This is a genomic window from Massilia sp. TSP1-1-2, from assembly GCF_049896185.1.
GTDB lineage: Bacteria > Pseudomonadota > Gammaproteobacteria > Burkholderiales > Burkholderiaceae_D > Telluria_A.
Window position 1 is genome coordinate 1 of sequence record NZ_JAFCTU010000047.1, and the last position, 23,593, is coordinate 23,593.

Sequence of the window (23,593 nt, forward strand, 5' to 3'; positions counted from 1 at the left end):
GTGAAAGCTTACTGAACGCCCTCGAAGAGCCCGGGATTTAGCGCCCCGGCGAGCCTAGGATTTCAAAGGACGTAACAGGCTTGCCCGGAAGGATGCAAGTAACGTTGCCTCGGCCAAGTCGCGCCCGGCCATTGTCACGAATGACGCGTGCCTGGATTAGTGCTTCGCTTTCATTTCGTCGGCAATCTCGTCGCCACCGCCCTGGTTCTCGCCCAAGTCGGCGTCGGCGCTTCCTTCGGGAACGTCGCTCGCAGCCCGGGCGGCCGGCGGCGGCTGGCCCATGGCGCCGCCAACGCCGGGATCGGCCGCAGGCCCGGTAGACTTGATCGCACCTTCGGATGGCGGCGCGTTGTAGTCAGGTGTTTGCAAGACTTCTTCACCGACGACCTTGTTGGCGTCGCTATTGGCAGTCGGATCGGCAGGATGGCTTGGTATGGGAAGTTGGCCTTCCAGGTGGACATCTTTGTTGATTGTCATGATTACTCCTCAGTTGATACGTTGATGATAGCGAAAACCTTTGTCGATCGGCACAGTGTTGCCGCGCAACCATAATTGCGCGCTTCAGAGCTGGGTCCGCCTGCCGTCGCGCGCCGGGTGTGCAGGGTGTGCTATTCAGTTGCGCCATCCAGTGCTGCTTGGCCGGTCGCACCAGGTGGCGGACATGAAAGACGTGCACAAGGCCAGACGAGCCTCGCACTTTGCGACGACGACCTCCAGCTTCGAGGTTGGCGCTGCCGCGCAAAATTAACACCACGAACACTGCGTTAAGGCGTAGACACCAAGGAACGCGCGCCGCCATCCCACGGACGTAACACCATGACCCGCATTATTTTTTCATCGCCTTCGACGGCTTGGCTATCTTGCCAGGCAGCGTCTTTTTCCGCTTGACCGGCACATCCTTTTCGCCCGGATCCAGAAAAAGTAGTGTATCAACGTAAGACACCATGCGGCTCAGGTAATCCGGCGACACTGCCTGCATCATCGCCAGCGAGCGCAGCACCAGCATGTGCGAATTGATCGGCCCCGCATTTTTCGGTGCCTGTTTCATGGCCTGTGACAGCTGTCTCTCGACGCTCATCCTGGCCCAGGTAGCGCGTGATTCGCGCACGGTTTTCAGTTCGAGGGGGAGGGGGCTGGCCGCGGTTGTGCGCGATGTTGCAAGATGTACGGGCGCGTGCCCCGGTGCAGCGGCCAAAGCAGGTTCCAGTTGCGACACCAGTTCAACCAATGCCGTACATTGCTGGCGCGCCTCCAGCGTGGCGCACAAATGCCGCAAGCCTTTGAAATCGCTCTCTGAAAACAGTTGCTGCAGCTCGCCGACCGCTCGCGGATGCTCCTTGCAAGTAGCAGCAAGAAGCTCGGCCGCAGCAGAGCGCGTCTGCGCAAATCGCCCGGCAAATGCAGCCGCCGCTCGCGCAAGCTTCGCCTCCAGCAAACGCCGCACGCTTCCCTCATGCACCGCCGCGCGCCGCGCCAGCGTTTCGAGATAGTGCCACCCTGCGGCATCATAGCGTTCGCTGCCCTGATCGCGCATGCTTGCAAGCAGTGCGTCGATGCCAGATTGCGCCATCTGTATAGCAGCGTCACCCATTGGCAGGCGCTTTGGCAGGAGCCGACTTGGGTACCGGCGCCATCTCTACCCGCCGGTTTTGCGCGCGCGCGGCGTCATCCAGGTTTGGTTTTACCGGCTGCTCCGAACCGAAGGCAGCGGCAAACACCATCGACGAAGGCATGCCTTGCTCGACCAGCGTGCGCGTCACCGTCAGCGCACGCTGCGCCGACAGTTCCCAGTTGTCCGCAAACGGCCCGTTGCGGATCGCCTTGTCGTCGGTAAAGCCGCTGACCATCAGCATCTCGTCGCGCGCCGCGAGGTAGGCGCGCAGCGGGCCCACCAAGCTGCTGAGCAACTGTCGTCCATCCGGCTGCAATTGGTCCGAATTTTGAGCGAACAGGACCTGGCCACTGATGCCGATGCGGCCATTGTTCAGGGTGATGCGGCCGCTCGCCAGCGGAACCGCCAAGGCCTTCTCGAGCGTCAGTCGGCGCTGCTCTTCGGCATGCCGCTTCTTGACTTCTTGCTGCAGGTTGGCGGACAGCTCCATCTGCACGCCAACCACCGCCACCAACAGCAGCACGAAGGCGCCCAGCAGGCCGGCCATCAGGTCGCCAAAAACAGCCCAGACCGGCGCGCCGTGTTCGGATGCGTCCAGATCGTCCATCATCCGACTTTGTCCGCCTGCAGGGCCGGCAGCTGGCGCAGCTGTTCGACAATCTGCTTCTGCGAACTCATGGAAAGGTCGATGATCTCACGCGCTTGTGCCACGTAGTAGGCCAACTGCCCGTCACTGCGGGTCATCGACTTGTCTAGGGCGACTTCAATGCGGTCGAGGTTGGATGCGAGTTTTTCATTCGCTGCATTGAAGGAGTTGACGGCCACGCCAAAGGAGTCTGCCAGACTGGCCACATCCACTGCGCTGCTCGTGACACTGGCGGCAATCTCGGAAAGCTTGCCTGTTTCGCTGGCGATGTCTGCGGCGAACGCCGTGCTGGCGTCGTCAAGCTTCACTGACGACGACGCCACCAGCGCGTCGATCACTGCGCGCTGTTCGTGTGAAGCATGGTTAATCACGTCCAGCAGGGCGTTCAGCGTTTCCATGATGCGGCTGCGTTCTTCCAGCAGAACATTGTCGCGCGCCAGGCTATGGGAGATTTCCTGGCGTAGCTGGCCGATGACTTCGGCGGCTGCGCGGGGCGCCTCGGCGGCGGTCTCGACCAGGCGCATGATCGGCGCTTCCAAAGCGGTGCCAAGGGTTGTTAAATGCGTGGTGACGGCGGCTTGCAGTTCGCCCAAATGCGCCACCGCCGCGTCGCCACGCGCTGCCTCCTGCGTGCGCAGCGCGCCGAGTTCGGCCTGCAGCAGGCCGGCCAGCTGATCCATGCGATCGCGGTGCTGGTCCAGCCACTGCGCTTCGGACATAATACGCGAGCGCATCAAGTCTTCGGCCGTCGTGACCAGGCGTGCCGTGTCCGCGAGCGACTTGCCGGCGTCGGCCTGTACTTGATCGGCAAGCTCGCGCACGGCGTGCGTGACGGCGGTGCAGACTTCCCGCTGCTGGGCGAGCACCTGGCCTCCGCTTTCCTGCAATTGGTGCGTGAGCGTTGCCGCCATTGCTTCCAGCGACTGCGTCCAGGCCTGCCGGCTCTGCTCGTCTTGCGCCCCCTGCCGGGCCTGCAAGCCTGCATGCGCGTCGCCAACTTTCTCGATCAGTGCGCCTGCGCGCTGGTCGAAGGAGGCGCTGAACGCTTCCAGGGAACGCCCCATTTCGGTGGCAAGGCTGCGATTGGCTTGCTTCTGGCTGTCGAGCGCGGCGTCCCATGTAAGGGCAACGCTGGCGGTGGCAACACTGAAGCGATCGGCCATGCCGTCGAGCTGTTGCTGCACGGTACCGGCAGTGCGCTCATGCATCGCTCTGGCTTCCTGCGCGATGCCATGCATGGCCGCTTCAAATATCGGCCTGATGCTCTCGCCCGTCGCCTGCGCGCTACCGGCCAGGCTTTCGCGCAGCGATGTGTCGACCGAACGCGCCAGCGCCGTGTAATTCTCGCTTGCACTGCTGTGGAACTGTTCCTGGTTGGCGAGCAAGCGCTGGTTCAGTTGCGTGCTCATCGCTTCGATTTGCAGCATCATTGCCTGCAGTTTGTCGACCACTTGCGGCAAGGCATGCGACTGCGACTGCAGCGCCCGGAAGGTTTCTTCGCGTTGACGGGTGTGCGAGAAGATGCTCAGCGCCGAAGCGGCCTTGGCGTCGAGGAGCTGGCCTGCCTGCATCCGCTCGTGACGGCAGAGCGCCGACATCAATCCCAGAACCGCCGAGGCCGCCACACCGGCAACCGAGGTGCCGAAAGCCAGGCCGAGGCCTTTTACCGGCACCGCCAACGCCGAGCGCATGGCGTCCAGGTCGGCAGTTTTTTCCAGGGTAAAGACGGCTCCCTTGAGTGTGACCACCATTCCCAGAAAAGTACCGAGCATGCCCAGCATGACCAGCAAGCCGATCAGGTAGGGTGTCAGGGAAGGGCCGGGCAAGCCGGCGCGCTCGCCCTCGATACGCAGGCGTACGGGATGCTGCAGCGAACCATCGACACCAGCCAAAAAGTGGTTCAAGTCCGGAAGGTCTGTCGGGATCGCACGCAGCGCCTGCGTGAGGCTGGCGCTCGCCTTGCGGAAGCGGTACAGCTCCAAGGCGCCGGCCAGATACACGACGAAGATCAGCGCCGTCATCGCCATTGCCAGGGCGCTGGAATCGATGAAGCCGTAGCCGACCCAGATGACTGCCAGCGCTCCAATGCAAAAAGCAAGGTTAAATAAAAGTTTATTCATGATTTTCTTGTTGATTGAATGCTTCAAGGAGTCCTGCGCTCGGCTGCAAGCGCAGTTCAGCTTCGGCCAGCAGCAGCGTTTGCAGGTGCTGGCAAAAGCCAGCCAGCCAGCCGCCGGGTTGCATCCAGGCCGCCGGGCTATCTGCCTGGCCGCTCGCGGCGACCTGTTCCAGATGCGCGCCGTACTGTGCAAGAAAGCGTTTTTGCAGCAGCACCGGCACCCTGGCCAGCAGCTGGCTCTCGCGCGGGCGCAAAAATTTGTCCATTACGGCGTCGAGCTCGGCCAGCTTCCTCAGCTGGGGCGAGGCCTTGGCCAGCGCCGCGCGCAGATTCACGCGCAACGGCTCGACGCTCAGCTCCATGTCGCGCTGGTGCGCTTCATAAAATCGGCAGTATGGCGCATACGATATTTCCGCTTCGAGCAGCAGCGGCAGCTTGATCGGCGTGTTGGTGCCCGTGGGCGCGCAGCTTTTCGTGATCGCGTTGATCATGAAGGCGCGGATTTTCTCAAATTCAGCAAGCAGTCGCGCGCCGGTCACTGCGCGCTGCTCCGGGCTCTGTGCCGGTAGCTTGGCCACGCCGTTTTCATGTACGGACGATAAGGCGATCGCGTCGGTAAAGTGCATCCACCGTCCCAGCTCGTCCGCAAAGTCACCCGTTGGCTCGGCGCCTTCCAGCAGGTCGAGCTCAGCAAGGCAGCGGATGAGTTGGGAACTATGGAAATTTGTAGGAGGAAGGACGCGCGTCATGGCGCAGGGAGTCAGGGTCGAAACGGAGGCGGGTGTCTGGGTGCGGACGCCGACATGCGGGCTTGTGCCTTATTTCTTGGAAATAATGTTCCAGGATTATATCGGCTATGAGTGGGAAACTCAAATCCGGCGGGTTAAGGCCGATGGCAGGGGCGATTCGTCGCGCCCCATCATCGACAGTGCCGTTGTCGACTTCGAACTGCTATTCTGCCATTAGCGGTGCCCGTTACGCGGAAAAGGGCAGGTAGCCGCGCAGTTGTCAGCGCAGCCGTGAAGATGCACGGCTGTTCGGCGCGCCGCCTTCGCGCGACATTCAGTGCATGCGTCTCGAGCATGAGAGCGTCAGGCAAAGCGTCCCGCAGTACAGATAACAACGACTTGGAGAGAACATGCAAGAACAACTTAGCTATGTACACGGCGCGCACGACGTTCCATTGATCGGCGAAACCATCGGCCCGTTTTTGGCGGGCGTCGCCCGGCGGTTTGCCGACAATGATGCACTCGTGGTCCCTCATCAAGACGTGCGCTGGACCTATGCCGAACTCAATGCCCGCGTCACCCGATTGGCGGCGGGCCTGCTGGCGCTGGGATTGCGTCCGGGGGACCGGGTTGGCATCTGGTCGCAGAACTGCGCGGAATGGGTGCTGGTCCAGTTCGCCACAGCGCGGGCCGGGCTGGTGATGGTGAATATTAATCCGGCGTACCGACGTTCGGAACTCGAGTACGTTCTCAATAAAGTGCAGTGTTCGGCCCTGGTGATGGCACCCGCATTCAAGTCGAGCGACTATATTGCCATTATCGAAGACGTGGTTCCCGAAGTGCGCGGCAGCGTGCCCGGCAAGCTTCAGTCGTCCGGTCTGCCGCATCTGCGCCATGTCATTCGCCTCGGTACCGAGAAAACCCCCGGCATGCTAAATTTCGACGACTTGCTTGCAGCGCCCACTACGGTGCAGCTGGCGCAGCTCGCAGACATCGAAGCGGCGCTGCAGTTCGACGAGCCCGTGAATATCCAGTTTACGTCGGGCACCACCGGTTCGCCCAAAGGGGCGACGCTTACTCATCACAATATTCTGAACAATGGATTTTTTGTGGGTGAGGCGATGAAGCTCGGTCCTGCGGACCGGCTGTGCATTCCAGTTCCCCTTTACCACTGCTTTGGCATGGTGCTTGGAAATCTTGCCTGCGTGACGCATGGTGCCACGATGGTGTTTCCAGGCGAAAGCTTTGAGCCGAAAGCCGTGCTGGCAACTGTAGAAGCCGAGCGCTGTACCGGATTGCATGGCGTGCCTACGATGTTCATCACATTGCTCGATCATCCGGATTTTGCCAACTATGATCTGTCGACGCTGCGTACCGGCATCATGGCTGGTGCGCCGTGTCCGGCGCAGGTGATGAGCCGGGTCATCGAGAAAATGCATCTCGCCGAAATCACCATTGCATACGGGATGACCGAAACGTCACCAGTAAGTTTCCAAAGCTCGGTCGATGACCCGGTCCATTTGCGCGTCTCCACCATCGGGCGCATCCATCCCCATCTTGAGGTGAAAATCGTCGATGCCGCCGGCAGAATCGTCGCGCGCGGCGTCAAGGGCGAGCTGCTCACGCGCGGCTATTCGGTCATGCTGGGATACTGGGGCGACGAAGAAAAATCGCGCGAGGCCATCGACGCTGCCGGATGGATGCACACGGGCGACTTGGCCGTGATCGATGCGCAGGGCTTCGCGGCAATTGTTGGCCGCGCCAAGGACATGGTCATTCGAGGGGGTGAGAACATTTATCCGCGCGAGATAGAAGAGTTTTTATACCGCCACCCCAAAGTGCTCGACGTTCAGTGCGTGGGAGTGCCGGACAAGAAATATGGCGAAGAGCTATGTGCCTGTGTTGTGCTGCGGCCGGGCACGCAGGCGACAGAAGACGAAATCCGCGCGTTTTGTTCCGGCCAGATCGCCCATTACAAGATTCCACGCTACGTACGATTTGTTGAAGGCTTCCCGATGACGGTGACAGGAAAGATTCAAAAATATTTGCTGCGCGAACTGGTTACAACCGAACTGGGCTTGGCCGGGTAATCCCTGCGTGCGCAGGGCAGGCGCACTGACATGAGGTCAGGTGCAATGTCCTGAAATGATCGAAACTGGTCTGCCAGTGAGCGGCGGGAACTGCGCCGCACTATCATAATGGAGGTCTATACTTCACCACCAAAAGAAAGCCTCCCATGAAAACGTGTCTGATTGTGATCGATGTCCAGGAATCGTTCCGCCACCGTCCGTATTTCACCGAAAGCGGCGCGGCCGCCTACCTGCAGTTCCAGAACGACTTGATCGCAGGCTGCGAAGAACGCGGCATCCCTATCGTCCGGGTCCTGCATACGGACGGCCCGGCCCAGGCGGACAACCCATTCGCGCTCGAGTCTGGCCACGTGGTGCCGATGCGCGGCTTGCGCGACTTTACACCAGCAGCCAGCTTCCTCAAGCGCCGCCACAGCGCGCTGGTAGGCACCGGGCTGGACGTCTGGCTCACCGAACAGGGGATAGGGCGCCTGATCATCAGTGGCATCCGCACCGAGCAATGCTGCGAGACAACGACCCGCCATGCCTCCGACCTGGGCTGGACCGTCGACTACGTCACCGACGCCACGCTCACGTTCGACATGCTGCAGCCAGACGGCAGCGCCCTGAGCGCAGCCGACATCACATCGCGCACCGCCACGGTCCTGAGCGAGCGTTTCGCCACCTTGTGCACGGTGGAACAAGCCTTGGCGCGAACTGCATGATCGACGTGCTGTTCCTGCTGCTGCCGGGCAGCCTGATCCTCGATTGGGCGGGCCCGGCCGAGGCGCTGCGCATCGCCAATGGGCTGATGCACAAGCAGGGCAGGGCGGCGCCGTTCGCGCTGCGCTTTTGCGCGCCGCGTGCCGAATCCGTCAGTTCGGTCGGCGTGCAGCTGTCCGGTCTTGAAGCGCTGCCCGCCTCGCTTGCAGCGCACCCCAGCTGGGTGGTGCTGGTGGGACAGGCCGGTCCGCGCATCGGCATCGACTCGCCCGACACAGGCGCCTTGCTCGACTGGCTGCGCCCCCTGCAGCTGGCGCCAGGCCGGCTTGAGCTGGTCACCATTTGTGCCGGTGCAGTCCTGGCTGCCCACGCGGGCTTGCTGGCGGGGCGCCGCGCCACGACCCACCACCACCACCTCGATGAACTGCACAGCGTGGCGCCGGCATGCGACGTGGTCCGTAATCGCGTATTCGTGGAGGACAGCCCCGTCTACAGCAGCGCAGGCGTCACCACCGGCATTGACCTGATCTTGCACCGGATTGACGCCATCTGCGGCCCGGCGCTGGCGGCCCAGGTGGCGCAGACCATGGTGGTGGCGCTGCGGCGTGGCCCGCACGACCCTGAGCTATCGCCCTTTCTTGCCTACCGTAGCCATGTGCATCCGGCGCTGCACCGGGTACAGGACGCAGTGAGCCAGTCGCCCCAGTCGGATTGGTCGGTGCCGGGCATGGCGGCGCTGGCCCACACTTCGCCACGCCACCTGACGCGCTTGTTCCTGGAATATGCGCAGATTGCGCCCTTGCAGTACCTGCGCCGGATCCGGCTGGCCGTGGCCCAGACGGCGCTGGCGTCGGGCGACAGCGTCACGCAAGCGGCAGCGGCGGCCGGCTTCAGTTCGGATACCCAGCTGCGGCGCGCTTGGCAACACTTTGCGGTGCCCGGCACGCCATCACGCCCTGTGAGCTTGGCCGGGGTCTGACCACGCCACGGGTAGTGCCGCCATCCGTGCATGGACAGTCGCCTTTGCCGTCTGACCTGCGCGTAGAATCGGCAGACAATGTAATACAACACGGAGAAAAACGATGACACGAGTTCGCGTTGAAGGCTTCACCGTTTCACTGGATGGCTACGGCGCAGGTCCGGATCAAGACATCAACAATCCGCTCGGTATTGGCGGCACGGAGCTGCACAAGTGGCTATTTCCGACGCGCACGTTTCAGCACGCCTTGTTCGGCAATGACGGCGGCACGACCGGGGTGGATGATGATTTCGCCGCCCGTGGCTTTCAAAATGTCGGGGCTTGGATTCTTGGAAGGAACATGTTCTCCCCCGATCGTGGAGACTGGCCGGACCCGGACTGGAAAGGCTGGTGGGGCGACAATCCGCCGTATCACGTCCCCGCCTTCATCTTGACCCACTATGCTCGTCCCCCCATCGAGATGGAAGGCGGCACGACGTTCCACTTTGTTACCGGCGGCATTCACGAGGCGCTCGACCGCGCACGCGAGGCAGCAGCGGGAAAGGATGTGCGGATCGGCGGCGGACCGGAAACGATCAGGCAGTATCTCCGCGAAGGCCTGATTGACGATCTTCACTTTGCTATCTCGCCCGTCCTGCTGGGCCGCGGAAAGCCTCTGTTCGAAGGGATCGATTTGCGCTCTCTAGGATACGCGTGCGTGCAATCAGTAGCGTCAGAGAAAGCCACGCATGTCGTGCTGCGGCGGCAAGGGCACACGCAGGCATGAAATTGCGTTAAAGTTTTCTAGCTGGCTTCCCAGAGAGCCCGGCGTTCACTGCCCGGCAGTCACAGTCAGGGGGCCACTAAACAACGATTGCGCCCGCCTTCCTTGGCTGCAGATAAAGCCTCGTCGGCGCGCTTGAAGGTCAGCGCGGGGTCTTCTCCTCCCAAGGAGTCGGCAATGCCGATCGATACCGTCACCTTGAAACCGGGACTGATCGAGGTGAAATCAATTTCCTCGATGTGGCGCCTGACCCGCTCAGCGGTGATAATAGCGCCTTCGCTGGTGGTGCCGGTCAATACCATGGCGAATTCCTCGCCGCCGTAACGGCCGAAAATATCGGTCTGGCGCAATGCATCGCTGGCGGTCCTGGCGATCTGTTGCAATACCTGGTCGCCCGCAAGGTGGCCGTGCTGGTCGTTGACCTGCTTAAAATGGTCCACGTCAACAATACACAGCGTGAATACAATGCCGGTTCGGTCGCAGCGCAGTTTTTCGTTGCGGATGGCTTCCATCAGGAACCTGCGGTTAAATACGCCCGTCAGTTCATCGCGCATCGCAAGGTCTTTAATGCGCTGCAACGCTTTTACCAGCTCGCCGTTTCGCAGCGCTAATTCATTGAAATTTTTCTTCACTTTTTTGCGCAAGTTGGCAATAAACCCACCAAGGCCGCTAAACTGCAAAAAAGTCGCGGTGAGCGAAAACCACTGCAAGATTTCAAGCTTCAGATGGATTTCAGCCGGCCGGAACGTCTAAAGCATCACGATCATCACGGCATAGCCGCCGATGACGACGGAGCTTAAGGTCATGAAGTCGCGCATGCGAAACGGGAACAGGCCGTACATGGCCGCCGAGATCACCAAAATAAGGAACACCGGCCGCGATTGCTGCGAGTGGAACATCACGTAATAGCCGGGCAAAATTGACGTCGACACTTGCGCCAGCGTCATGCTTGGATCGGCAAAGCGCAAATTCTGGTTGCTACGGATCATCACGAAAAAGAAGGCGACCAGCGCCAGTACCGTGGCGACGTAATTGCGGACGACGTCAAAACCGTAATCGCCCAAATACCAGAATGCCAGCACCAGAGACAAGGTCACCAGATAGGACAGGGAGCCGATCAGCATGCGGCGCTCACGCAGCGCTTGATCCGACCTTGACTCATTTGCGCTTGCTGCGCCCTTACTCGTCATTTTCTGCTCGCTCTGAGACAAAATGCGTCACTCTGTTTAGCAATAGTATTTGAATGAAAACGAACGTCCTGTCGAGCCTGGCTGACTGTTCAAGTACCTGCCAGGTCCGCTGAGATTTTTATACCGCGGGCCCTAGTTTGAAGATGCCGCCATAAAGAGCGGCGACCATGCTCAGCAATGACAGCACTGACAATGCCAGTGTCCACCACAACACCGGCGCTGACCTGCGCCAGGCACCTGTGCAAGCTGCGACGAGGCAGATTGCAAACGCCAGCCACCACGCACTGTAGTTCGCGAGGAAGAAAACACTAAAGGAAGTCTGCGGTGCACTGAAGCTGCGATAGATATGCTGGAATTCCTGGGCCATGCCCTTGCCAAGCGCGACGAGCAGCATGGCTTGCAAGATTAGAAAAAGCGCGTTCGCAACGCAGGCAAGGGTAAAGCGGGCAGTCGTCATGGCACCGGATAGAAGGAAGTCAGGGCAGGTAGTATGCCATGTTCGCCGGTCGGGTCCGTATTCGGATTGAAGAGTTAGAAGCCTCAATTCGCTAGACGAGTTGTGTCAAGTAAATGCGCGTCGTCACGCATTGCGCAAGGACGCGCCGGCGCTGGCCTGGTGCCGCCAGGCCGCCGAACATTACTCTCAGGCAGGCACCGGTATGCATATCGAAAACAACTAAGCGTAGCGCAAGCCTGCCGTATCATGGCGCATCATCCACTTCAAAGGGGCTGCCTCATGCTGCGTAAAACCTGTATCGCCTTGTGCTTGCTGCTGTCCGCACCCGCATGGGCACAAACAGAGGCGGCCCCGGCCGTAGTCGACAAGCCCGGCACGGTGCTCGTGGTCGGCCAGCGGCCAGGTCCTGGCATGTGGAAAATCTCAAAGGGCGACCATGTGCTGTGGGTGTTTGCCACCTATTCGCCACTGCCGGTCAAAATGCAGTGGCGTTCGCAGCAAGTCGAGGCCATCATTTCGCAGTCGCAGCTGTATCTGTCGCCGCCTACGCTCGGTGCAAGCGTGGGCCTGTGGGGTGGCTTGAAGATGCTGCCGCATATGGTGGGCATGCGCAAGAACCCTGGCGGGGCGATGTTGCGCGACGTGGTGCCGCCCGAAGTGTATGCGCGCTGGCGCGTGCTCAAGGCAAAGTATGGTGTTAGCGACGATGCGGAGAGTGAACGTCCTGTATTTGCCGCCGAAACGCTGTACCGCGCGGGCCTGCAGCATGCCGGCTTCGCGACGGGCGACGAAGTCGCAACAGCCATCCAGGCGCTGCTGACCAAGAACAACGTCAAGGTGATGAATTCGCACGTTCAGCTGGACGTTCCCAATCCCGGCAAAACGCTCAAGGAGTTCAAGCAGGGATCGATGGATGATGCGGCCTGTTTCAAGACCACCATCGAACGCCTCGAAATTGACATCGATGTGATGCGCCAGCGCGCCAATGCCTGGTCCAAGGGCGACCTTGGCGAGATCCGGAAACTGAGCTTTGCCGACCGCGAAGCGGCCTGCCAGAGCGCGATGGCAAGCAGCCCGGCGTTGCGGGATGGCTTGGGGTTGGAGGGGGCGGAAAAGCGCGTGCGCAAGCTGTGGCTCGAAGCGGCCGAGCACGCGTTGGCCACGCACACCACCAGCTTCGCCATGCTTAAGCTGAGCAACATACTTCGCACAGACTATGTGATGACGGATTTGCAGGCCAGAGGCTATACGGTGCAGGCACCGGATTAAGTGCAATCGAGAGTGCCGCAAACGGACACAGGCGCGGCGCTTTCGCCGTCGCCGAGAACAGCAATTTCTATTGCGTAAGCAACTGGGCTACCTGGTCGACTATTTTTTGCAGTAATACTTCGTCGTATGGCAACCAGGGTAGCGCGGATAGTTTTCTGGACTGGTCGTCGGCAGGCAGCAGGATCGGGGCATTGCCATTGAGGACGCGGGCGCTCGCCAGGTGCACGCTGTAATTGCCCACGCGGATGTGATGGCTGTCGAGGTGCAGGCGGCCATTGGCAATCTGTTCGGCAAACACGATGGCCAGCACAGCGCGCCGGGCGCGGCCCATTTCGCTCAAGGATAATTGGCCCAGGTGGTCGAGTCGGCGCGTGCGCGCAAGGTATTGCCGGTCTTTGGGGCTAGGTGCGGCGCCACAAAAACCGAAGTCGCCCATAGTGAGCGCGCAGCTGTCTTGTCGGTCGTCTATGGCAAACGCGCTGACGCTGACCAATAAATCCACGGCCCGCGCCACTTCGGAAAACACGACTGGTGGTACCTCGTGCTGTGCCATCGGGGTCCAGCGACGAGCGTCGCGCACGGCAAAGGAGATGTTGCCAGTGTGCGCATGCCCGCTCACGCCCGGGTACAGATCGGCCGCAATGGCAAACTGAACATGGACGCGACCGAATTGGCGCAACAAGCCGCAGTCCTTGTCGATTTGCCAGCCTTCGCGGCGCGCCAGGCCGATCAGTGGCACAAGCGATATGCCATGTCCGGCAAACAAGCTCGAATCGGCCTGTGATACTTCTGCGGCCAGCGGAACGTAGTATTCCCGGAATGCCTGCCGCACCATTTGCTGCGTCTTCTTGCGCATGACGGTGCCTTGCCATGCTTGCCGTTCGGCTTCGCTTGCCAGTAGCGGGTGCCAAAGGCTGATCTGGCTGTGCGCGCTGATCGCACAAGGAAGGCCGTCAGGATCGCAAGGCTTTCCTGACTTGGCATCGAGCATGAAGCTGCATGCTGACGGACCGTTACTGTCCGAATCGACGGCGTTCCAGATGAGGCTTGCGGCAAGGGCCTTGCCGCCGGGTGCGTTTGCCAAATTCGCATCCCATTCAGACCAAGTCATCCGCAAGTCTTGGTACCAGCCCGCTTCCAGGCAGAGCGCCAACATGGCTACACGCTTTTTGTCTTGCTTCGGGTCGGGGCCGCTCATCAGAGCAAGGCGCAAGGCGATTTCAGGGCGAGCGCCGAGCGCGCGTTCGGCTGGTCGCAAGTTTCGCGACAGCTTTTTTTCAACGCCGCTGTGGCGAATGACGGCCAAAGCGGCGCGCAAAGCGGCAACGCTTTCCGGTGTCGGGATCGCTTCAACGGCGTGGCCGAGTGCGATTGCGAGCGATTGCGAAGGCATGGTCTTGGCCGCAGTGGGCGCTACGCACACCCCTGGCAGCAAGGTGCCGATGAGGTTTGCGTACCACGGTTCGTCGCGTAGCGCCGCCAAGCGCGCCGCGCGTCCCAACACTTGGGTGTCGTCAACGGTGAACAGTCCATCGGCTTTGTAAGGAATACGCCCCGCGTGCAACTGCTGCACTTGGGTGCAGGCTGACTCCAGTGCGCCTTGCGCAAAGTCGATGTACGCCGCTTCATGGGTGAGGGCGAATACCGGGTCCGGTTGCGTATCGTCCGAGCCGCCCCCCTGTGTCCAGTAAGACATGTTGCGCCCGCCGCCGATGGACAGCACTGAGGCCAGCCCAAGTTGGGAAAATACGTCGAATTCATGGAGTCGCAAGGGCGAGAGCGCGTAACGTTTGTAGACCAAGGCGTAGCTCGGCCAAGCTCTCTGAGCCGGCGATGCGGGCGAGTGGGTAGACCTTGTACACGTCAAAGAATGGTGTGCTTTCCCATTCGTTGGCAGGGCCAAGTACGCGCACGACCTGGGCGCGGATTGCGTCATCAGCATCGGCAATGTTTGGGGTGTAGCTGAGCGTGGCAACTGCTTCTGCCAGATCGCCCTCGGCAAGATCGGCCAGTGTCGCCGTGCACATTGCCAGGTCGAGAACGGGTGACAGATTGCGCTTTTCAGCGTCAAGCAAGACCGTCAGTGCGGTCTCGCGCGCCAGGCTTTTTGCAGTCGCGTTGCACAGGCGTTTGAGCGTGGGCCAAAGCTGCCCCAACTGCTGTGCGTCAAGCGCCGTCGTGTCGAGTGGGGTGCCGGAAAAACGCGCGTGGTCGGGTTCGGGCGCCTGCAGGCGCGTCAAGATCTGGAGCGCAATATTATCCGTAGCAGCTTGTTCCATTGTGGTCCTCGGGTTGGCATGGCGATTTTAACAGGCAGCGTAACGTTGCAGACCAGACCGCTTGTTATCGCCCAGCCAAGGGGCGGGCAAGCGCGGTGACATTTGTCACCTGAAAGTCGTTGCAAGCGGCACTGGCGTGTCCACGCCCTGGAAATCACACTGCATGCTTGTTCAATCAACGCACGAGGCAACACAAAATGACAATGTCCATCGAACGCAAGCGGGGGCTGGGAATCGGCGCACTCTTTCTCTCCTTTTTCGGCGCAATGTGGCTCACCGGAGGATTGGAGCTAGCTTATGGGAAAAAGGTATTGCTGCTCGACGCTGCAATCTGGCTGGTCGCCTGTCTTATTTTCGTGGTCGGGCTGGGTGTGGTTCGGGCAAACAAGCTGCCGGCCGGCGACAAAAAGGCCGATCATGGCAAAGCGTTTGCCATTATTAATGTTGTCCAGTACGGGGCCATTTTTTTGATGGTGCAGATACTCAACGCGACTACCTACGGTGACTGGGTGATCCCGGGCATCATGCTCGTTGTCGGTCTCCACTTTTTTCCAATGGCAAGACTGTTCGCGTACCGGCCTCATCTCTTAACCGGGGCAGCGCTGGTGGCACTGGCCATGATTTACCCGTTCGCCGGCAGTGGTCCCTTGGATCCTGCCGGCTGTTTTGGAGCAGGATTGATTCTTTGGGGAACAGCTGTATTTGGGTTGGTGGGCAGTACTAAACCGGCGCTGGTCGGGAAAGCATCGTGGCGCATGGCACCGCGGCAAGCTGTTGCCGATCGCACGCGAAAGTAGCGCGGTTGGCTAACCTGCCTTCATCATGTCGATTACCCGACAGTCGCCGCACATTTGCATGCGCTCGGGATGATCGCGAAATGCACTGTGCTGCCCGAGCTTCGCAAGCATGGTCTCTACCATTTTTAGGGTGCCAAACGGTTTGCCGCAGCGGATGCAGCAAAATGGGGCGGTTTCGTTAATTACCACCGCCCGCTTGGCGTCGCTGGAAAACGAGAGGCGCGGCACCAAGGTCAAGGCGTCCTCGGGGCATGTGTTCACACACAGCGAGCATTGCACGCAATTGGCTTCAATAAAGCGCAACTGCGGCGCGCTGGCGCCATCTTGCAGGGCAGCTGCGGGGCAGGCGCCGACGCACGACATGCACAAGGTACACGCGGCCTTGTCGAGCGCAAGGGCGCCGTAGGGTGAACCCGCGGGCAATGCGGATACCTGCTGTGGCGATGGAGCATGTTCATAAAGGTGAGAAAGCGCCAGGTCAAGCGTGGTGCGCTTGTCGACGGCTACATTGAACTTGGCGCGAACCGGCACTGGCGCTGGCGTAATGGCAGGCTCGAAGCCGTTTTCCAGCAGGCTGATACACCCTTGCTCATAACCGAGCGCGCCGAGAATTACCTGCGCAATGCCGACCTGATCGCGCAACATGCTGCGCGATTGCGGCGCTTCGTCGGCAGGACAAAGCAGCGTGACATTGCCGGCGCCGTAAGCCAGCGCGGCCAGCCACAGGTCCATGCCAACCACGGAAATGTCTTGCACGGCAATACCGATCACCTGTTCTGGCCAGTCTTCGGCTTGCGCGTGGAACACCAGCTGCGGCGCGGTCGCGTGCGCGATAAAATGCGCATCGATTGCCGTCTTGATCTGTTCACCAGACGTTGTTGCCGGTGGAAAGTCGTAAGCGAGCGCACCGGACGGGCACACCGTGCAGCACGCGCCGCAGCCAGCGCACAGGTGCGGGTTGACGGCGATGCGCTCGCCGGCGCTGCTGATCGCCTGGGCGGAGCAAACGTCAATGCACTTGCTGCAGCCCGGCTGCGCGTTGCGGCTATGCGCGCACAGCCGTTCCTTGTATTGGAAAAAGCGGGGTTTCTCGAACTGCCCGACTAGCTGCACCAGCTCGGCTGCCGCCGCCTGCTGGGCGCCAGCATCACTCCCCGGCCGAAAATATCCGCGCGGCGTTACATGCACGCTGAACAGCGGCGCTGCCTGCACATCGAGCACCAGGTCCACGTGCAGGCTGATCACTGACGAGGGCGTTTTCCAGTCCTGCCATTGTGCTTCAAACGCGCCTAGCCAGCCGCGCAGCGCCGGCGCCCGCCCGGCATGGACGGGAAAGCGCACTTGTCCGGGCAGGGATGGAGGGAGCGGTCCGTCCGTCAGCACCACGGTTACGAGCAATTGCGCGGCGAGCTGTTCGGCTAGCGGCATGGCCAGCGCTGCCGGCCCGACGATGAGCAATTCGCCATTCGATCTGTACTGAACCGGCGAGCGTGGCGCGCTGTCCAGCCTTGAAAGCACTGCAACGTTCATGCCTTGGTCTCGTCGGGTGGGGGGAAAGGCGCTGCTTGCGCGAGTTGCTTGCCCGTGGCCTCAAGTTCGAGGCCACGGGCAAGCAGTTCGCGCGCATGCTGCAAGCCGTCCAGCATGGCCGCAGATACCGGGCTGGCGCGATTGTAGTCGTCGATATAGATGTCCAGCCGGTCCATGACGTTAAAGCACGGATCGGCAAACAGCTTTTTGAGCGCCATGCGCTGCACTGTCCGATCCACTGTTTTTACCATGAAAGGCGCATAGTCGGCGTCGGCGCCCAGCAGCGCCACATCGGCCATGGTGGGTCCCGGCACTGCGGCGTGCTCGGGAAGCGGTGGCTTTGTTGCCGCTACCGCCGCGGGCGGCTTTGCCCCCTGAAGGGCACTGGGGATGTCGACCGCTTCGCTGGCGCTCGGGGGGTGGGCGGCGGCCCGTTTCAAGCGCGACCAGCGGTGCAGGAATGCTTCGTCGCTCATGGCTGGTCCACCGTTTTTGGTCCCCGATGGGCGCGCTTTTTACTGCGCGGCTGATAGTGTTCCCGCAGGTAGGCCAGCAGCCATGCATGAATCTCGCCAGGCATTGGCACGCCGTCGGCCGCTTCGCCGGAATCGAACATGCGCGTGCCTTCGGCATAACTGACCGATGCCATCACCGGTATGGCGCGGCCTTCGTGCATGCGCCATTTGACGAACACCTTCGGTTCGGGCGCCATCGCGTTTTCAAAATAGCCTTCGTCTTCGTCCGGATACAGTTCGAGCGACAAGCCGGGTACCAGATACGTGTCGCGCTCGGGGGTGCAGGTGAGCATCCGCACCCCGGTGTCGGCGCCGGCATGCTGCACGACGGCGACCGCCGACCAAGCCTCGCTGAGCCACCGATTGTTCAGGCTGCGCCGTTGCATGATGACGCCAATTGCCAGCTGTGCGATGCGCATCAGGGCTTGCCTTTCATGGCTGGCGCGGGTGCGGCAACGGGCGCTTGCCCCGCATTGGCCGGGGCCTTCAACGCGGCGATGGGCGCGGGCACGGGAACCGGTTCGTACACGGCCCACCCATGCACCCGCGCATTGGCCCGCCAGCGCGCGGCGATCGCATCCATGGTGCCCAACAGCGCTTGCTGGTCGAGCAGGGCCTGGGCGTCCGCTGCCGCCTTCTTGGCGGCGCCGGCTGCACGCTGCTCAGGCGTTGGCGCCGGTAGCGCGGCGTGCGCCGCCACTGCGGTCAAGCAGAGAACGCCCGCCAGTGACAGGTCGGTAATGCGAAGCATGCTGTCTCCTATTTCGATGGTGCTGTCTTGGCGTTCTGGTCTGGCGGCGGCTGCTTGCCAGACGGCCCCTGGCCTGATTCCTGCACCGTGCCGGCAGTGGCGGTTCCGCCCGTGTTGCCTTCGGCTCCACCTGCATGAAATGGCGTGCCGCCGGTCGTCTCGCCCGCCGTTTTAGGACGGCCATTGTGCGTGAGCACTTGGCCGCTAGTCCCGCCGCCCGCGCTGATCTGCCCGGGGAAACCGGTCTGGCGCGGCGCTGCCAAGGACGCTTCGCGCGCGCCGCAAGCGCTGAACGACAAAGCGGACAAAGCGAGCAAAGCGAACGAAGCGAACGAAGCGAACGAAGCGAACGAAGCGAACGAAGCGAACGAAGCGAACGAAGCGAACAGCGCGGCGATCGCGGTAAGTCTTTGCTGCAAGATCATGGCTTTTCCTCCCGCTCGCTGGGCTCCGGGCCCAGCCCTGCAGCGCGTCCTTTGGCCGCCCGGTACCACAGGCTGTGGTGTTCCTTTGCCCACTGCTCGTCAACATCACCATGGCGCATGGCCCGGTACGCGCCGGGCACGCCCACGGTGCCGATGTAGGTGTGCCCGAGCGCGCCTGCAATGTAGAGCGCGGCGCCGCCGGTGTGCAGGACATCGGCCACCTGCAAGACATAGCGGGTCTGGTCGAACACGACGAAATCGAGCACCAGGCCAGTGACCGACATCAGCAAGCCCAGCAAAGTAAGCCCGCACCAGAACCATAGTTTTTCCCCTGCATTGAAGTACTCGGCCGGCACGTGTTTTTTGGAAAACAAGCCGCCCGCCTGGCGCAGCCAGTTCCAGTCCACGTGGTTGAACATATTCTTGCGTGCAAACGTGGCGAACAGCAGCACCGAGCACAGGATGAATAGCGGACCGACCAGGTTGTGCAGGTATTTGCTGACTAGTGCAACATTGGCAAAGGCATCGTGGCCGAGCCAGGGCAGCACCAGTTTTTTTCCAAACATGATCGTCAAGCCGCTGACGGCGAGCACCAGAAAGCTGAGCGCCGTCGACCAGTGCAGCAGTCGCTGCCACAGGGTAAAGCGCTGCAGTGTCACGCCGGCCGGCGCGCCGCTGACCACGAGCGGCCCCACCAGCAGATAGAACGCGGCAATGAGCAAGGGCGTGGCGAGCAGCACGCTGCCCGTGGCCAGCGCCAGCGGCCCGTTGCGCAGCAGTCGCCAGGTATTGCCGCCGCGCTGCAGAATCACGTCACGCTCGTGCAAGCCATAGTCGCCCAGATAGTGGCGGTCGACATGCTGCTGGCCGGAGGCCGCCGACAACGGCCCTGGGTTGCGCCCATTTTGCTCATGTTCACTGATGGTCTGTTCTTCAGGATAGTCCCTGGGCGACGGGCCGCCGCGTGCGCCCGCCTGGCCGGCGGACAAGGCAAGGAGCATGCATATCAGGGTCAGCAAGGTGCGCAATGGCGTCTCCTTCAGGGTTTGGTGCGCAGGTATTCGTTCTGGAAGCCGGTGCGCGCAGCCACGGCGGCCTGCCATGCGCGCCGGTCGTTGCCGAACTTGCGCAAGGGCGCCTGATCATCCTTCTTGCCAGCGTACGCCCCGTGCGCATACGCTGGATATTGCTCGACTTCAAGGCAGCCGCCCAGCAGCACCGCCAGCAGCATCGGCAACCCCAAGCTCAGGCAAGGCGGGCGCCGTGCGCGCGTCATTTCTTGCTCCTGTTGTAGGCAACGTCCCAGCCCCAAAGTTGCGCGCCGTAACCGCGGGTGTCTACCCTCTGGCGGTAGATGTCGGCGATCTGCGCAGCGTCGCCCGCCAGCAGCGCCTTGGTGGCGCACTGTTCCGCGCAGGCGGGCAGTTTGCCTTCGGCGATCCGGTTGCGGCCATATTTCTTGAACTCCGCGTCCGACATGTCCGGCTCCGGCCCGCCCGCGCAGAATGTGCACTTGTCCATTTTGCCGCGATGGTTGAACAGCCCGCTTTCCGGAAACTGCGGCGCGCCGAACGGACACGCGTATGAGCAATAGCCGCAGCCGATGCACTGATCCTTGTTGTGCAAAACGATCCCGTCAGCCGTGTGATAAATGCAGTTGGTGGGACACACCGCCATGCAGGGCGCGTCAGTACAATGCATGCAGGCAACCGAGATCGATTGTTCGCCCGGCACACCATCATTGATCGTGACGACGCGGCGCCGATTGACACCCCACGGCGTTTCATTTTCGTTCTTGCACGCGGTGACGCAGCCATTGCAGTCGATGCAGCGTTCGGTATCGCAAATGAATTTCATTCTTGCCGACATCGTCAATCCTTTACAAAGCGGCCAAACGGCACAGCGATACCTTGGTTTCTTGCATCATCGTGACGGCGTCATAACCGTACGTCCAACCGGTATTGACCGCCTCGCCACGCACGATCGGGGCGGCGCCTGTCGGATAGTTGTCGTGCAAGTCGGCGCCCATCCACCAGCCGCCGAAATGGAATGGCATCCAGACAATGCCGGCGGGAACGCGCGGCGTCACCATCGCCTTGATCTTCATGCGCGCGCCGGTTGGCGTTTCCACCCACAGATAGTGACCGGTGGCGGCGCCGTATTTGGCGGCGTCAACTGGGTTGATCTCAATAAACATGTCCTGCTGCAGTTCGGCCAGCCAGGGATTGGAGCGCGTCTCGTCGCCGCCGCCTTCGTACTCGACCAGCCGTCCGGAAGTCATCACCAGCGGGTATTGTGTGGAGTAATCCATTGCCTGGACGGACTTGAACAAGGTTGGCAGGCGCCAGAAACTGGCCTTGTCGTCATAGGTCGGGTATTTGGCGACGAGGTCGCGCCGGGGCGACAACAGCGGTTCGCGGTGCACGGGCACGGGATCGGGAAAATTCCAGACATTGCAGCGTGCGCGCGCGTTGCCGTAGGGAGCACAGCCATGTGCCATGGCGACCCGGATGATGCCGCCCGACAGGTCCGTCTTCCAGTTCTTGCCCTCGGCCTTGCTTTGCTCGTCGGCCGTCAACTCGCGCCACCAGCCCAGCTTTTTGAGCAGTACGTGGTCGAACTCCGGGTGGCCGGTATCGATTTGACTGTCCACGGGCGCCGAGCCATCGGCCGCCAGCAAGTTTTCACCATCGTGTTCCACGCCCCAGTTGGCGCGAAACGGCATGCCGCCCTCCATGACCGGCCGGCTGATGTCATACAAAATGGGCGTGCCGGGGTGCTTCATCTCGGGCGTGCCCCAGCATGGCCACGGCAAGCCGTAATAGTCGCCTTTGCAGGGGCCGTCGGCGGCGCGCAGGGTGGTCGGGTCGAAGGTATGCTTGTTTTGCATGTGCAGCTTGAGCCGCTCGGGCGAGCAGCCGGTGTAGCCGATGGTCCAGCAGGAACGGTTTATCTCGCGCAAAATGTCTTCGATCACTGGCACGTTGTTGACGACGCCAATGTTCTTGCACAGTTCAGTGGCGAAGCCAAATTTTTTGGCCAGAAGATACATGATCTCGTGGTCGGTCTTGGATTCGAATAGCGGTTCGATGACTTTTTCGCGCCATTGGATGCTGCGGTTGGACGCGGTGACCGAGCCTTCCGTTTCAAACTGCGTCGCTGCCGGCAACAGGTAAACCCCCTCCTGGCGCCCATGCATGGCCGCCGTCATGGAGGGATAGGGATCGACCACGACCAGCAGGTCGAGCTTTTGCATGGCAGCCTGCATGTCGGGCAGGCGCGTCTGGCTGTTGGGCGCGTGGCCCCAATAAAATACCGCGCGCAAATTGCTGGGCTGGTCGAGGTATTCGTTTTTTTCCAACACGCCGTCAAACCAGCGCGAGACTGTCAATCCCGGTTTTTCCATCAATTCCTGGGAGGCGAAGCGGGCCTTGAGCCAATCGTAGTCGACGCCCCAAACAGTCGAGAAATACTTCCAGGCCCCTTGTGCGATCCCGTAGTAGCCGGGCAGGGAGTCCGGGTTCGGCCCGACGTCGGTAGCGCCCTGCACGTTGTCGTGGCCACGGTAAATGTTGGCGCCACCGCCCGCGACACCGATATTGCCAAGCACGAGCTGTAGAATTGACAGCGCCCTGACGTTGGCTGTGCCCACGTGGTGCTGGGTAATTCCCATGCACCACACCACCGACGAAGGGCGATTGTTGGCCAGCGTCGCGGCGATCTGGTGCACGGCTGCTTCGGGCACACCGGTCACATCGAGCACCTTGTCCGGCGTCCATTTCTCCACCTCGGCCCGCACCGCTTCCATGCCGTGCGTGCGGGCGGCGATATAGGCGCCGTCTTCCCAGTTGTTCTTGAAAATATGCCAGACAATGCCCCATACCAGCGCAATATCGGTACCGGGCCGGATGGTGACGTACTGATGCGCAAAGCGCGCCGTGCGGGTAAAGCGCGGATCGACCACGATCATCTTGGCGCCGAGCTCCTTGGCATGCAGGAAATGCAGCATCGAAATCGGATGGGCTTCGGCCGGATTGGAGCCGATGAACATCACGGCTTTACTATGATGCAAATCGTTGAACGAATTGGTCATCGCGCCATAGCCATAGGTCTGGGCGACGCCGGCCACGGTGGTGGAATGACAGATGCGCGCTTGATGGTCGCAATTATTGCTGCCCCACATAGAGACAAATTTGCGCATCAAATACGCCTGCTCGTTGCTGTGCTTGCTGCTGCCGATGACCATCAAGGCATCGGGCCCCGCATGCTGGCGCAGCTTGAGCAACTGAGTGCCGATTTCCTCGATCGCTTGCTGCCACGAAATGCGCTGATACTTTCCTGCCACCAGTTTCATCGGATAGCGCAGCCGGTGTTCCCCATGGCCATGCTCGCGCAGCGACGCCCCCTTGGCGCAATGGGCGCCCATATTGATGGGGGAGCCGAAGGCCGCTTCCTGCCGAATCCACACGCCGTTCTTGACGACTGCTTCCACCGAGCAGCCCACCGAGCAGTGGGTGCACACGGTGTGTTTGGTCTGGCTGCTGTCGTCCACTGGCGGCGCCTGGGCGCGCGCCTGGCCGATCACGTTCACTTGCAGATGGCGGGCGAACGAGGCAACCCCGGCCGTGATGCCGGCCTTGACCAGAAAGTCGCGGCGCCCCGAGCCGCTGCTGCGGGTCAGCCCGGACGGTTGGACCCGGGGCGATGGCGAAAGCGAGTCAATAGTCATCAGCGGCGTCCT

The 23,593-nt window shown here is 61.4% G+C and carries 25 protein-coding genes; 6 read left to right on the forward strand and 19 right to left on the reverse strand.

Going from position 1 to position 23,593, the window contains the following annotated elements; genetic code table 11:
- Positions 1 to 156: 156 nt before the first annotated feature.
- The 5 genes from ACP7BV_RS24905 to ACP7BV_RS24925 all read right to left on the reverse strand — a co-directional run bounded on the left by ACP7BV_RS24905 (position 157) and on the right by ACP7BV_RS24925 (position 5,126).
- Positions 157 to 477, reverse strand: coding sequence for a hypothetical protein (locus ACP7BV_RS24905; RefSeq protein WP_426107576.1), 321 nt, complete (start codon positions 475 to 477; stop codon positions 157 to 159).
- A gap of 349 nt (positions 478 to 826) precedes the next feature.
- Positions 827 to 1,591 carry a DUF2894 domain-containing protein gene (locus tag ACP7BV_RS24910; RefSeq protein WP_426107577.1) on the reverse strand — a complete coding sequence of 255 codons (765 nt, stop codon included), beginning with the start codon at positions 1,589 to 1,591 and terminating at the stop codon, positions 827 to 829.
- Positions 1,584 to 2,219 (reverse strand): OmpA family protein, encoded by a 636-nt coding sequence (locus ACP7BV_RS24915; protein ID WP_426107611.1) that lies wholly within the window; start codon positions 2,217 to 2,219, stop codon positions 1,584 to 1,586. Before ACP7BV_RS24915 ends, ACP7BV_RS24910 begins: the two co-directional genes overlap by 8 nt.
- Complete coding sequence (locus ACP7BV_RS24920) at positions 2,219 to 4,378, reverse strand: DUF802 domain-containing protein (protein WP_426107578.1); 2,160 nt, start codon at positions 4,376 to 4,378, stop codon at positions 2,219 to 2,221. The genes ACP7BV_RS24915 and ACP7BV_RS24920 overlap by 1 nt, the downstream gene beginning before the upstream one ends.
- Positions 4,371 to 5,126, reverse strand: coding sequence for a DUF3348 family protein (locus ACP7BV_RS24925; RefSeq protein WP_426107579.1), 756 nt, complete (start codon positions 5,124 to 5,126; stop codon positions 4,371 to 4,373). Before ACP7BV_RS24925 ends, ACP7BV_RS24920 begins: the two co-directional genes overlap by 8 nt.
- Before the next feature lie 389 nt (positions 5,127 to 5,515).
- Between ACP7BV_RS24925 and ACP7BV_RS24930 the strand changes: the two genes are divergently transcribed.
- The 4 genes from ACP7BV_RS24930 (at position 5,516) to ACP7BV_RS24945 (ending at position 9,642) form a co-directional block, all read left to right on the forward strand.
- Positions 5,516 to 7,195: an AMP-binding protein gene (locus ACP7BV_RS24930; RefSeq protein ID WP_426107580.1), complete on the forward strand. Its 1,680-nt coding sequence runs from the start codon at positions 5,516 to 5,518 to the stop codon at positions 7,193 to 7,195.
- Between the two features lie 146 nt (positions 7,196 to 7,341).
- The gene (locus ACP7BV_RS24935) at positions 7,342 to 7,899 is read left to right on the forward strand and encodes an isochorismatase family protein (protein ID WP_426107581.1); all 558 of its coding nucleotides are present in this window, start codon (positions 7,342 to 7,344) and stop codon (positions 7,897 to 7,899) included.
- Positions 7,896 to 8,876 carry a GlxA family transcriptional regulator gene (locus ACP7BV_RS24940; RefSeq protein ID WP_426107582.1) on the forward strand — a complete coding sequence of 327 codons (981 nt, stop codon included), beginning with the start codon at positions 7,896 to 7,898 and terminating at the stop codon, positions 8,874 to 8,876. Before ACP7BV_RS24935 ends, ACP7BV_RS24940 begins: the two co-directional genes overlap by 4 nt.
- A gap of 103 nt (positions 8,877 to 8,979) precedes the next feature.
- A complete protein-coding gene (locus tag ACP7BV_RS24945; RefSeq protein WP_426107583.1) occupies positions 8,980 to 9,642 on the forward strand; it encodes a dihydrofolate reductase family protein in 663 nt (220 codons plus the stop codon).
- A gap of 65 nt (positions 9,643 to 9,707) precedes the next feature.
- On the opposite strand, the gene ACP7BV_RS24950 is transcribed toward ACP7BV_RS24945, so the two are convergent.
- From ACP7BV_RS24950 to ACP7BV_RS24960, 3 genes are all read right to left on the reverse strand, one after another.
- Positions 9,708 to 10,349, reverse strand: a complete 642-nt coding sequence (locus ACP7BV_RS24950) for a GGDEF domain-containing protein (protein ID WP_426107584.1) — start codon at positions 10,347 to 10,349, stop codon at positions 9,708 to 9,710.
- Between the two features lie 39 nt (positions 10,350 to 10,388).
- Positions 10,389 to 10,763 carry a hypothetical protein gene (locus ACP7BV_RS24955; protein WP_426107585.1) on the reverse strand — a complete coding sequence of 125 codons (375 nt, stop codon included), beginning with the start codon at positions 10,761 to 10,763 and terminating at the stop codon, positions 10,389 to 10,391.
- Between the two features lie 184 nt (positions 10,764 to 10,947).
- Positions 10,948 to 11,286: a hypothetical protein gene (locus tag ACP7BV_RS24960; RefSeq protein WP_426107586.1), complete on the reverse strand. Its 339-nt coding sequence runs from the start codon at positions 11,284 to 11,286 to the stop codon at positions 10,948 to 10,950.
- Positions 11,287 to 11,565: 279 nt separating this feature from the next.
- Between ACP7BV_RS24960 and ACP7BV_RS24965 the strand changes: the two genes are divergently transcribed.
- Positions 11,566 to 12,555 carry a TraB/GumN family protein gene (locus tag ACP7BV_RS24965; RefSeq protein ID WP_426107587.1) on the forward strand — a complete coding sequence of 330 codons (990 nt, stop codon included), beginning with the start codon at positions 11,566 to 11,568 and terminating at the stop codon, positions 12,553 to 12,555.
- 67 nt (positions 12,556 to 12,622) lie between these two features.
- On the opposite strand, the gene ACP7BV_RS24970 is transcribed toward ACP7BV_RS24965, so the two are convergent.
- Positions 12,623 to 14,356, reverse strand: a complete 1,734-nt coding sequence (locus ACP7BV_RS24970) for a DUF4132 domain-containing protein (protein WP_426107588.1) — start codon at positions 14,354 to 14,356, stop codon at positions 12,623 to 12,625.
- A complete protein-coding gene (locus ACP7BV_RS24975; protein ID WP_426107589.1) occupies positions 14,313 to 14,834 on the reverse strand; it encodes a hypothetical protein in 522 nt (173 codons plus the stop codon). Before ACP7BV_RS24975 ends, ACP7BV_RS24970 begins: the two co-directional genes overlap by 44 nt.
- Before the next feature lie 197 nt (positions 14,835 to 15,031).
- Here ACP7BV_RS24975 and ACP7BV_RS24980 point away from each other — a divergent pair, with 197 nt between their 5' ends.
- Positions 15,032 to 15,631, forward strand: a complete 600-nt coding sequence (locus tag ACP7BV_RS24980) for a hypothetical protein (protein WP_426107590.1) — start codon at positions 15,032 to 15,034, stop codon at positions 15,629 to 15,631.
- 9 nt (positions 15,632 to 15,640) lie between these two features.
- Here ACP7BV_RS24980 and ACP7BV_RS24985 read toward each other — a convergent pair whose 3' ends face one another.
- From ACP7BV_RS24985 to ACP7BV_RS25025, 9 genes are read right to left on the reverse strand one after another with little or no spacing between them, the layout of a single operon-like run.
- Positions 15,641 to 17,161, reverse strand: coding sequence for a 4Fe-4S dicluster domain-containing protein (locus tag ACP7BV_RS24985; protein ID WP_426107591.1), 1,521 nt, complete (start codon positions 17,159 to 17,161; stop codon positions 15,641 to 15,643).
- On the reverse strand, positions 17,158 to 17,637 hold the full coding sequence (locus ACP7BV_RS24990; RefSeq protein ID WP_426107592.1) for a DUF3306 domain-containing protein: 480 nt from the start codon (positions 17,635 to 17,637) through the stop codon (positions 17,158 to 17,160). The genes ACP7BV_RS24985 and ACP7BV_RS24990 overlap by 4 nt, the downstream gene beginning before the upstream one ends.
- On the reverse strand, positions 17,634 to 18,095 hold the full coding sequence (locus tag ACP7BV_RS24995; protein ID WP_426107593.1) for a DUF3305 domain-containing protein: 462 nt from the start codon (positions 18,093 to 18,095) through the stop codon (positions 17,634 to 17,636). Before ACP7BV_RS24995 ends, ACP7BV_RS24990 begins: the two co-directional genes overlap by 4 nt.
- Positions 18,095 to 18,427, reverse strand: coding sequence for a hypothetical protein (locus tag ACP7BV_RS25000; RefSeq protein WP_426107594.1), 333 nt, complete (start codon positions 18,425 to 18,427; stop codon positions 18,095 to 18,097). The genes ACP7BV_RS24995 and ACP7BV_RS25000 overlap by 1 nt, the downstream gene beginning before the upstream one ends.
- 8 nt (positions 18,428 to 18,435) lie before the next feature.
- Positions 18,436 to 18,852, reverse strand: a complete 417-nt coding sequence (locus ACP7BV_RS25005) for a hypothetical protein (RefSeq protein WP_426107595.1) — start codon at positions 18,850 to 18,852, stop codon at positions 18,436 to 18,438.
- Entirely contained in the window at positions 18,849 to 19,880 is a 1,032-nt protein-coding gene (locus ACP7BV_RS25010; protein WP_426107596.1) for a formate dehydrogenase subunit gamma, read from the reverse strand. Before ACP7BV_RS25010 ends, ACP7BV_RS25005 begins: the two co-directional genes overlap by 4 nt.
- An 11-nt stretch (positions 19,881 to 19,891) precedes the next feature.
- Entirely contained in the window at positions 19,892 to 20,128 is a 237-nt protein-coding gene (locus tag ACP7BV_RS25015) for a hypothetical protein (RefSeq protein ID WP_426107597.1), read from the reverse strand.
- Positions 20,125 to 20,721, reverse strand: a complete 597-nt coding sequence (gene fdh3B, locus ACP7BV_RS25020; protein WP_426107598.1) for a formate dehydrogenase FDH3 subunit beta — start codon at positions 20,719 to 20,721, stop codon at positions 20,125 to 20,127. Before fdh3B ends, ACP7BV_RS25015 begins: the two co-directional genes overlap by 4 nt.
- A gap of 10 nt (positions 20,722 to 20,731) precedes the next feature.
- Positions 20,732 to 23,581 (reverse strand): molybdopterin-dependent oxidoreductase, encoded by a 2,850-nt coding sequence (locus ACP7BV_RS25025; RefSeq protein WP_426107599.1) that lies wholly within the window; start codon positions 23,579 to 23,581, stop codon positions 20,732 to 20,734.
- Between the last annotated feature and the right edge of the window lie 12 nt (positions 23,582 to 23,593).